The organism is Capnocytophaga sp. oral taxon 332 str. F0381 (assembly GCF_000318275.2).
Lineage (GTDB): Bacteria > Bacteroidota > Bacteroidia > Flavobacteriales > Flavobacteriaceae > Capnocytophaga > Capnocytophaga bilenii.
The window spans coordinates 1-11,643 of the sequence record NZ_KB291279.1 but is presented as its reverse complement, the minus strand read 5'-3'; the positions used below and the strand labels follow the sequence as shown (position 1 = coordinate 11,643).

7 protein-coding genes are annotated in these 11,643 nt (G+C 34.5%); all 7 read left to right on the top strand.

Features of this window, described 5'->3' with window-relative positions; translation table 11 throughout:
* The first annotated feature begins 407 nt into the window (after positions 1-407).
* The 7 genes from HMPREF9075_RS12545 to HMPREF9075_RS03295 all read left to right on the top strand — a co-directional run bounded on the left by HMPREF9075_RS12545 (position 408) and on the right by HMPREF9075_RS03295 (position 11,629).
* Entirely contained in the window at positions 408-4,079 is a 3,672-nt protein-coding gene (locus tag HMPREF9075_RS12545) for a hypothetical protein (protein ID WP_009415084.1), read from the top strand.
* Between the two features lies 1 nt (position 4,080).
* A complete protein-coding gene (locus HMPREF9075_RS03320; protein WP_009415083.1) occupies positions 4,081-4,695 on the top strand; it encodes a hypothetical protein in 615 nt (204 codons plus the stop codon).
* 5 nt (positions 4,696-4,700) lie between these two features.
* Positions 4,701-7,199: a response regulator gene (locus HMPREF9075_RS03315; protein ID WP_009415082.1), complete on the top strand. Its 2,499-nt coding sequence runs from the start codon at positions 4,701-4,703 to the stop codon at positions 7,197-7,199.
* Entirely contained in the window at positions 7,171-9,159 is a 1,989-nt protein-coding gene (locus tag HMPREF9075_RS03310) for a hypothetical protein (RefSeq protein WP_009415081.1), read from the top strand. The genes HMPREF9075_RS03315 and HMPREF9075_RS03310 overlap by 29 nt, the downstream gene beginning before the upstream one ends.
* An 81-nt stretch (positions 9,160-9,240) precedes the next feature.
* Positions 9,241-10,545, top strand: a complete 1,305-nt coding sequence (locus tag HMPREF9075_RS03305) for an AAA family ATPase (RefSeq protein WP_009415080.1) — start codon at positions 9,241-9,243, stop codon at positions 10,543-10,545.
* A gap of 11 nt (positions 10,546-10,556) precedes the next feature.
* Complete coding sequence (locus HMPREF9075_RS03300; protein ID WP_009415079.1) at positions 10,557-11,111, top strand: hypothetical protein; 555 nt, start codon at positions 10,557-10,559, stop codon at positions 11,109-11,111.
* Positions 11,112-11,203: 92 nt separating this feature from the next.
* Entirely contained in the window at positions 11,204-11,629 is a 426-nt protein-coding gene (locus tag HMPREF9075_RS03295) for a hypothetical protein (RefSeq protein WP_009415078.1), read from the top strand.
* Positions 11,630-11,643 lie beyond the last annotated feature (14 nt).

Sequence of the window (11,643 nt, the reverse complement as noted above, 5' to 3'; positions counted from 1 at the left end):
AAAATTACTAATTTTTGGGAACTTTTATTTTATTGTAAGGAAAAAGTTTAAACAGCTTCGTAGTAAAAAATGTTAATCAAACTGACAAAATAACTGTAAACCTTTTTTAGGACGTGACAATATCAGAAAGAAAGATCGCACACCTTTTTCTCAAGAGGGAATTTTATGTGTCAAGTATGGTGAGACTATAAATAATAGTGACTTCTGTTCTTCCTCAAAACCTTTTTTGGGATTAAGTATAAGGCGGGGGTAGAAGAGGTACATACCATTTTTTATATTTCCAAATATCCAAGCTACTTTGGTATACTAGCGAAGGCCTATATATACACCCAATCAGCGGCTAAGGATGAAAATTTTGCAACTAAAATATTGATAGACAGGAATCTAAGACCTAAAGAAAGAGATTGATGGCAAACGATAAAAAGGGCAATCGCCGGCGATTGCCCTTTTGTTTAAAATGGTTAAAAAATATTTACAAAAAAGTTATGAAAACTCAAGAAAAAAAACGTATCTTTGAAACATTTAAAAATAATAGAATGAAAAGAAGACAGGTAGAAATTGAAACTTTCCCTAAAATAGATAATTCAACTTATTCTATTTGTTTTTTAGGAAGTAGTAGTAATACTATATTTGGGGACAAAGCAATATTGTCAGAAGTAGATAAGCTGGCAGGACTTATATATTCTCAATTTTTAGCAACTAAAAAGCTATCTAATCTCAATATTATAACTAATGGAAGTAGTGGAGAGGGGGTTCCAGAGTGTGTAACAGAAGTTTTTAAAACTCTAAGGGATAGTCTTGTTTTACCAAAAGGTACAAAAAAAGAGATACAGCTGATAGCACTTACTTCCTTTACAGGAAAAAGAGTTAGAGTGTCGACTAAAATAGAAGGAATCAAAGAGATAGCAATAACGAAAGATGATAAATTGTATATAGCTAATGATAAACTTAATAGAAATAATGATTATTATCTCGTAGTAGAGGATGAAATTTCTCAAATGATAAATCTTTCCAATCTATTTATAATTCTTCCTGGAGGAAAAGACACATTGGGAAAATTTAGATTGATTTACGATTATTTAATACAATTAGGTGATGATGAATTGTGTAAATATAGGATATTGTTACATCCTTTTTGGAAAGAAAAATTTAAAGAAGAAGTCTTTCCTCACTGGTGTACTTATATGGGGGAGGAAATTTGTTTAGAGAAACTCATAGAACCACATACAATCGATAGTGAAAAGAAAGAATTTATAATCTCATTCTCTCAGTATGAAAATAAAGTTACAGAAATTACAAATATAGAAGAACTAACGGAAAAGATAATATATAGTTTTTTTACGATGCCTCTTCTTAAGACAGACGATATTAGGAAAAATGCTATATTAGCGGTTGATTTTACTTATTGGTTAAATAATGATCTGACTGATAAAAAGATATATAAAGAAATATATTGTCGGGATAGTTATATTAAAAAATTGAATAAATTTTATGAAAATGGAGGCAATTATTTATTTGGAGTGGAAGAAGGGAAAAATGACGAATATAAAGTGATAAAGTTTCCCAATGCTAAATTACAAGAGGCTGATAATATACATTATCAAAAGCGTCCATTTGAATATAAAGAAGGATGTAATCTTTTTGAGGATTTTGCAAATTATTGGAAAGAAGAAGAATATGGACAAACCCTTGTTTGGAAATATAATAGAATAGCAGGAGAAACATTTTCAGATGATGTTATGATTTTTTCAATAGTATTATTGTTCAATCATATACTCCCTGAGCAGATCCTTGAGGATTTAAGGAGTATGCTGGATCAGTTTATTCTTTCTTTCTCTTCTAAGAAAGTGTCAGAATATTTTCATATCAGTAGTAAAGAGCTACGAGAAAGAGAAGCTAAACTTAACAGACGGTCCATACAATATGCAGTTTCTCAGGTATTTGTACGTAATATGTCTCATAATATCATTTCACATGTAATGGTGAATCTACAAGATAAAGAAGCTATCCAAAACATAGGAAAAATGATTAATAAGGGAAATTATATAGGAATTAATCTGACCAAAGAGGAAGCTAATAGTGTGCTCTCAAAAGAATATCAGTTGGCTATATTGAACAAATATAATTCGAATAGGTGCTTGTATCTCAACGAAGCTACTTATTCGGTTTCCAAATTTGTTGAGAATATGAATGTCTATAGCGATCTATTTAGGAAATTGGATGAGAATAGAATTTTTCTAAATTTGATTTCTGCAGTGGATAACTTCAAATATCGTTTCAGCTTCTTGTGCCAAGGAGAAGTACTAACGAAGGAAAATGATATAGCTGTGATGATACCAGGAGGCTCTTTAGGACAACAGGCTTTCTATAATATTATTGAGAATATCATACGAAATACAGCTAAGCATAGTGGTAATAGAGAAAGCAAAGAAGTTACTTTTACAGTGAATTTCTCAGAATATGATGAAAATATAGATATGCTGGGCAATATCACAGCTCTGAAACAATTTTTAAATCTTTACTCTGAAAATCCTGAAATGGTCAATCTAATGTATGGGGGTTCTTGGTTTTTTAAAAAAGATATAGATTACTGGGAAAAAATATTAGAACTACCTCAAAAATATTATCAGGTAGAAATTTATGATGATATAGATAAAGGGATGCTAACAGAGGATGTAGTAGATAATCTAAATGGTAGGATTTTTGGGAGCGTAATAGAAAAGGATGCTCTACGCTCTCATTCTTTAGGTATCTTAGAAATGAAAGCTTCGGCAGCTTTCTTACGTCAGATAGATATAGTACAAATAGATCCCTCAATACCTGAGGGAGGAGAGGCTGATTTTATTCCTTTTATAATGGCTTTTGTCCATCGACAGGGAGATAAAAAAAGCATAGGTTACCGATTTTATTTGAAAAAAGTAGAGAAATATCTAGTTATATGTCCCAAAGAATATACTTTATTAACTGATGAGAATAAGAATAAAAGCTCTAAATGGAAGAATGTAGGGATTGAGCTTATATCAGTAGAAGATTTTTTAGAAAAGATAGAAAGTAAAGTATCTTTTAATCATGAGTTTGTCTTGCTTCTAACTCAAGAGGCTAAGGAGGAGGTAGGAGCTATAGGGGAATATTTCTATTTAAATCATAAAGAAAAAAAGGAAAACCGAAGAAAGGATAGAATTTCTGAATTATCCCTTTTGCCTGAACGATTGATGTACATAGAGGAGGATTTTCTCTCAGAGGTAGGAGAAACACAAATAGAAGAATTTTTCTCTCAAAAAATATGGGAGCAATGGGAGGGAATTAGAAAAGAAGGAAATAAAAATTATTTAGCTATCAATACTAAAACTATATTAAAAACAGGTACTTTTGCAAATTATGATGATTGCAAGCAAGTAGTATTCCATAATCACCTCTATTCCATTGAAGATTGGGAAAAAGTGGTAAAAGAAATAAATAAGGATAAGATTACAGTAGAACCTCTATCTAGTGCAGCACAACGTAAGTTGCCTTATTTTGATATTTATCAAAGCTCATTAGATAACTATGTGATTGAAATACGAAAAAATGATAAATACTTCATCACTCAACAACTTATAGAAGCCTACTTTAATAAGGTCATAGTTATAGATGAACGTATCCAGAAGTTTGCTTCCGCTCCTTTTTTTACAAATGGAAATGAAACTTTATATCAACGAGATATCTTTGATCATATCAATGTCTTAATGCCTAAAGCAGAAGAAGTAGATTTGAATAATGAGAGCTTATCAGATGAATATATACAAAGGATAGAAGAGTTTATCACAGAGAATATTCCTGAATCAGAATTTTTAGTGGTTCATTATGGCTTGTTTGAAAGAATATATGGTAAAGAAAACCATAATGAGATGCTTAATTCGAAGTTATTGGAATGGTCAAAGCTGATACGAACGATAGTGGTAACCGGAAGGGGGCAACATACATTGGAAGGACTCCCTGAGGCGGTTAACTACCTAAATCTTTCATCTTTGTTAGATGCTTTTAGAGATAACAGAAATAAATACAGTATTAATTATATTTTAAATCAAACACGTAGATAAGATGAACAAAATAATTATTTTTACTAATGAAAGCGAGCTATTTTCTTTAGCTCCAGATACACCTCTTTTTTGGGAAGGAAAGGAGAAAATACTAGGTCTTAGAGGAAATGTCTTATCTGATTATACAGAGGAGGATAGTATTTTTATAGTAGATGATACTATTACTCCTACAGATTTCCGGAATTTTTATGGAAAACTATTTCCTAATAATAAGATTTTTATCCTATACCACCAAAAAGGAGGAGCATTTGATAAAAAATCTGTTTTTGAAGACATAGAAGAGAATAAAATAAAGAAAGGGAGCCATGTAGGAAATGCAGAATATCAAGTATTTCTTCATAAGGTTATAGATATTCTTGTAAGAGAAAACGTGCTAAAAGATGAATGGAACCCTATTGAGTATTCCTACACCCAGCTCCAAGTTCAGGAAATTATCTCTGCCATTTTCAAAGACGAAGCAGATGCCAAGTTGAATGAGGCTATTTCTTATTTGTATGCAAAATTTAAGCAGATTTACGAAACAGAAAAATCTGAAAAAGAAAAGAAAGATGCCTTCAAAGCATTAGCAGAAGAGCGAGATGAACTCCTCAATGAACTAATCAATAACCAAAAATAAATAGGATGGCTCGTATTGTTCTTGTTTCTGACTATAATTTCTTAGTGAATAGAAAAGAGGTCATTTGTATAGGGAGTGCTCCTGAAGAGGTGTTGGAGGAGATAGAGGAGCTAACACGCACTGAGACGGTGGATCTGTTCTTGATTAGTTTGGATTATATTCCCATAGGGCAGGAGCATGTTATTCAGCGAACTACTCATATAGGGATAGAAGTCCTTAAACGGTTGCGCCTAAAGCGTTACCAGCAGCATTGTGTAGTCTTTTCTTTCCTGTCAAGGGAGCATTTTATCCTCTCTGACCCTAAGAATTTACTCCTATATGCCCCAGGGGTAACCTACTATCAATTACCTGTTGACTTGCAAGAGTTAGATTTCGATACGCTTAAGGCTTTACAAGCACCGCAAGACCTTAGTGCGTTCTTTAAGGCGGAGGTACAAGTGGCCGATGATCGCCATTTTATAGCCAACTGGTGGGGGGTCTATACCCTTTGGCAGGTGCATAAGGTCATACAAACTTATCAGAGGCAAGCGGCTTCCCCACAACAGGGACAGGTAGAAACCTTAGAAGACTTTTTTAAGGATACGCAGGCTTGGAAGCACATGAATAGCTTACAGGGATTGTTGGCTCAGTATCTTAATCCTTTGGATGAAACAAGTATATTAGCCCAACTCCAACAAAAAGAAGATTTGGCTCAGAGGGAAATTACTACATTGTCCGAAGAAGAAAGAGAACAATTGGAAGGATTAGTAAAAGAACTAGAAACAGAAATAAGGCTTTTACAAAAATCTCCTTATGAGTTAGGTGATAAAGAAGTAGAATTACGCTTAAAACAGAAATATGAAGCATTTGTAAGGAGGCTATTTGAAGCAGGAGGAAGTTTGGATATCCCCTCCGATGAACTTAGGGAGGAATTAAAGGAAGAACTACAAGCTATTTTAGAGAAAATAGAGCAAGATAATGAAGGAAAGTATGTACAGGAGGGATTTTATGAGCTGATAGAAGATATCTCCGCTCATATAGAAAAAGTTTTTGGGAACAAAGAGCAGCTGGATAGTCTTTGGAATAGATATCTGCACATCAAAGATAGGTGCAAGAGAACACCGCCCCAGATTATTTATGTAGATGACCAAGCAGAAGAAGGTTGGTCAAAGGTATTCCAATATATGCTCTATGGTGGTGAAAATCAGGAGTACTTTAAGACCATTGTTCCTGATAAGAAAATAGGAGATGACGAAGAATTTGTAGATGAGGTAATCAAAGCAATAGAAGCTAAGGTAGAAGCACATGAGCAAAAGAACAAAGGGCAGTTAGTATTGCTTATTTTAGATTTACGCCTACGAGGAGAGAAAGGGGATATACTAGTGTCGCAGCTGTCGGGTATTAAGGTACTTGCCCGATTGAAAAAGGCTCTTTTCTCTTACCCCATACTTATCACGACAGCTTCTAACAAAAGAAACCCCTATAGAGAAGCGCTCCAACAGGGAGCTCTTGCCTATTGGCAGAAAAAGGGATTGGACGAACGCAATGATACCGATTCCCTATTGGAAAACTATATGAGTTTTATGCAATTGGTATACCATTTGGTCTTAGAAAATAAAAGTATACCAGTACTATATAAAAAATTGATACCCTACTATAAAAAGTGCAAAGCTAATGGAAATATCTATTGGTGGCAGACAGAATTTTGGAAAAAAGAGGCAAAGAAAATATCTAATCTAAAAGATCTAGCAAGTTTGAAATATAGTGATATAAAGGATAAAAAAATAGTAGAAAGAGAAAAAATATGGGAAGTGATAGAAGAAACGATAGAACTCTATAGAGATTTTATTCGTAATAAAGAGATAGAGAATGGATATAGGAATATGTTGGCTTTGTATAATAGTCTGATTGTTAATTATTTATATAAGGTATTTGAAATAATTTTTTTTATTCCAATAGGAAAAAATGGATGGGAAGTTCCTGATAAGGACAAGCTAAATGAAATGATCCCAGACGAAAAAAAGGCTCTCCCCGATAAAGAAAAAAAATATAATAATATAATACATATAAGGAATAAAGCCGTTCATCAGAAAGATATAAACACTCAAGTTCTTCATACTTTTATTGACAACATCTTTGATTTGTTAAAGAATGAGGCAGGAATGAATTTTGGAATTATTCCAATGGTTCAGGACTTAGTAGATGTCAATAAGGAATATGACGATACTAAGATATATACCTGTAGAATTAAAAGATTTGAAGAAAAGAAAACTAATTGGATTGTGCATTTAAAAGATATAAATACAGAAGAATTAAAAAAGGAAGGATTTACTATAGCAGAAGGAAAAAATATCAAATGTGTTTTTGCGAAGGAATATATAACCAAAGAAGAATTATACAAATTAATAAAAGAAGGTAAGCAAATAGAATTTGCAATTTGTAAAGAACAAATAAATGTAGATAAAATAGAAATATCAATTAAAAACAATAATAGCCATGATCAAGAAAACCCTGATATGTCTTAATGAAGATTTAAGCTTCTTAGAAAACTACTTCAAAAACGTTTTCTTCGAAGGAAATTCTAAGATAGCATGTGATTTTATTTATGATAAAGTGGCTTTTGACAGAAAGAAACAGGCTATAGAGAACAATACCTATGATGCGATTGTTGTCCTCTGTGAGATCACCTGGGAAGGGCATACCTCTGCCCAGTTGTGGGGGATTGAGTTGGTACAGCAGGAGCTCTGCCTGAACCCTCATATCTTTACCCCAGTGCTGTTTGTTTCCCTTTTCTCTCAAGCGCAAATACTACAGAGGGAGCCGCATAAGAAGATTATTGCGGCCTACGCCTTGGGGTATCATTTTATCCAACTCCCTATAGCTACAAAGGATGATATGAATCGCTTTTATAACATGGAGCGAGTAGGTACTCTTGAAAAGGAAGATGCCTATCATTTTGCTTCTCGTAAAGCGATGGTACAGGCCATTCGCCATGATGTAAAGAATACCCCTGAAAGCATTGAGATCAGTAGGCAACGCCTGCTAAAGCTCTTAGAAACCGCCGCTGAAGGCTACCAACAAAGAGCGGAAGAGATTAAGACTAAAATGGGAGCATCCCCGCTGACAGTGGAGGATATCATCGCTATCTGCAACGAGATAGAGCCTTGGTTTGTCGATGAATACATTCGCTCTTCTTCCTCTGAAGAGGGATCTACCCCCCCGAAAAACTACAAAGTCCTTTTCTTAGAGGATGAAAAAAATCTGTTAGATAATTTAAAAATAGAAGCTAAAGGAAAAATAGAGATCATACACAGTACCCAAACTTCCGAGGCCTTAAAGAGAATAAAACAAGATGAAAGTAATGAGATTAAGGTTGTTGTAGTGGATTTTCGTATATGGGACAAGCCAGAGGATTACTATAATCAACGTATGCTAGAACCCCAAGGCTACCGCTTTATAGAAAAGATGGTTGCTATGGGGCATTATTGTGTATTTATAGTACTTTCAGAACTTCCTAAGATGTTCCAGCATCGGATCTCCAGCCTTAGCCCTATACTGATTGTTCCTGAGAATAAGCAATTGGTGCTCTCTACAGCAGAACAGCGTGCCAATTTTATCCAGAAACTCCACTATTGGGCGGCCGATACCGAAGAAAGACTAAAGGTCAATGCCTTTGGAAGTGAAAAACTCTTTGAGTTTTATAAGTGGCTTTTGATGCGGAAAGAAGCGCTTGAAAAGATAGATGATGAGGCTAAGAATCTTATAGATAATTTTAAAGAAATAATAGGTGGAGATGTAGGAAGAATATATGAGGCTAAAAACTTCATAGGTTTCCCCATATTTGAAGAAGCATATAATAACAGCAAAACAGAATGGAATCTGAATGAGAAGCCACTCTCTGATGATGAGTATATTGATAATTGGTGTAAAAGTGTAATTAATAGAAATAATAATAGAGAAAATAAAGGAAACTTAGACGAAGAAATTAAACAGGTGTTAGATATTGAAAAAGATAATGATGTTAAAAATTTTTATAATCTTATTCCTAAAAGACTAAGAGAAAAAATTGGATATAATTTCAGTGATGAACAAAGAGAAAAGATTGTTAAAATTCAAAAAGGGAAAGATAAGAGAACAATAGACTTTGAAGAAGATAAAACTACTTTTATAATTAAGCTTATTATTCGTCGTTTTGCTATTTACTTGTATTATTGGTTTGAAAAGAATAATTTTAAAGATAAGCGTATAACTAAACTCAATCTTTTTTTACAAGAAGGTAAAATACACAAAAATGCTACTGATTATCCTAAAAACCCTGATAATAGGATTACCAGTAAATGCTTATACTTAACTCATAAGCAAGGGAAAAAACAAGGAGATAAAAAAGGAAAGGATATTAAAAGCCTACAAGATATAGCCCTTACTTTTGAAGAGGTGATATTCTTTAAAAATAAAGAGCCTGACTTATATAATAAAATAAAATAATTGCGATCCGAATAACTTATACCAACTCATACCTCTATGGGCTAAGAAAAAACGTAACTTGCATTCCAAAAGAACCACACTATGGAAATGCAAAATATAGATACCCAAATCAAAGAACTGCTCCTTACTAATACTTCCTTGGACTTTCCTTTTGTAAAGCGTACCTTGGAGGGACTACCTAATAAGAGCGAGGCACTTAAAAAGAACCTCCAACAGAAGCTGGAACAGCACCTCTTGGGCTTTGCCGAGGAAGTGAGTAAGCTACAAGGGACTGACCGCTATCAGCAGTGTTGCCAGCAGGCCAAGGCTTATCTGAAGAATTGGATGACCCATATAGAGGAGGTACCCCTCTCCCAAATAAAGAAATTATGCAAGCGTACGCACTTGTCTTTCTTAGATATAGGAGAGGATTTTATCACTCCTACTACCCTATATGCTTATGCTCAAAAATATGTAAAAGGCCAAGATGCCTACCTTAGGAAACTTTCCTTATGTCTCTATACCCATTATAAGCGACTACGCACTTCGGATCTTTCTTTGCCTAAAGCGAATCTCTTGGCCTATGGGCCTACAGGGGTCGGGAAGACCTATAGTGTACAGGTACTGGCCGATGTATTGGGCAGTGAGTTCGGTGTTATTAATTGCAATTCTGTCGTTCAAGAAGGAATCGTAGGGGCTTCCCTGACGGATGTATTTGCAGAGATTTACCAGCGAACCGGCCAAAACCTTACGGCAGTAGAACAATCAGTTATCCTCTTCGATGAGTTTGACAAACTCTTCTATAGTGGTACTTATAACGATAGAATTATCAATGAATTGCTCAACCTTATTGATGACAATGGCAAAGCCACTTTTTCCACTTCTTACTATAATAGTAAGGTCAGTCATACTATTTCTACTAAGAAAATACTATTCCTTTTTACAGGTGTTTTTGATCAACTCAATAAAGCAAAAATAAATGGGTTTGTGCCATCGGAGACAAAGACAGGCAAAAAGGAAGGCACTTTCTATGATAAGGCCACTCGTGAGGATTTCCTCAAGGTTATCAAAAAACGAGAGATACTAGGGCGTATCAGTGATTTTGTAGCCCTTAAGCCTATTACTCCTGCTATATTAAAAGAAATTTTATTAGGTGATTCCTCTCCCTTGCGCAGCTATGAGCATTTTTTCAAGCTACATAATACTACCCTAAAGGTAGAGGAAAAAGCCATACAGAAATTAGCCTCCTATGCTGCCGATAAGCAGTTGGGTGTTAGAGGGCTTAACAGCCTGCTTTGGGAAATTCTCCAACAGGATATGCAGCAGGTGCAAATTCCTACAGAGACTACAGAGAGCAGAAAACTCTGTATCGATTTGCCTTACTTAAAGAAAAGAATAAACCATTAAAATAACTCACCATGGAAGAAGAAAGCCCTTTTATTAATTGGGTCATCGAAGAACTATACAAGGAAGAAGACCTAAAAGAAGAACTCGCTGAGTATGATACTTATTTTGGAACCCTTAGAGGAAAAGACTTTAGGGAGTCGGAGATATACAAAAGATATCTCTCTAAGTTCGATACTCTTCCTTTTGTTTGTCATGATGCTTCAGGGTATGGAGATGTTTTCGATTGGGACTTGCTATACCGATTTATCTTTGCTTCTAACTCTATAGAATACTATTTCAAAATAGAGTTACAGAACAGCCCGCAACTCATAGACTTACATATGATCGTAAAGGGCAGTGAAGAGGGGCAGATGGTAGATAGAACCTTATTCGAATTGTGGCTTTTTCAGATCTTTGATCTCCACTATGTATTCCTTAGCGAGCAAATAAGATTCTTTGTTGGCAGTATAGCGGAAGAAGATGAACAGGAGTTTGTACTTTCTCAGTCGATGAAGGATAGAATAGCACATTTTCAACTACTTAAGGACAAGGTACTTATAGAGCTTGAGCTTTACGAGTTGGTATAGAGGGCATACGAACTCATACAAAACACCTCAAAAATTCGCTTTATATTTGTACTGTTATTAGAAGCTATGTATAACTTTAAAAATATTTTATTATGAAGACTAAGAAATCAACCCCCATTAAGGTAGTTGGTTTTGGAAAGAAGAGTGCTGAAGCAGAAAAAGAAAATACTCTTAAAGGCGCAGACTATGTGTTCTTAGATAAGGAGATATCTTATACAGAGGAGCAAATAGGAACCATCTTAGAAGACGAAACAGAACTGGTGTTCTTTGTTGCTTATGTGAATGAAATTATTACAGAATCTGTAACTATAACCCAGTTATGTAAGGAGCTGGGGATTGCTACTATAGGTCTTCTTATCTCGGAAAGGCAGAAAACTACCCAATCAGAAGAATTGAAATCATTTCGCCAATCCTTAGATGGCATATATATTGTAAAAGAAGAGGATTCCTATCCGAGGGTACTTTCTATCATCGACAATTGTATCAGCTATTTCTCTGATTGTCATATCCTGAAATAGGTTTACACTAAAAA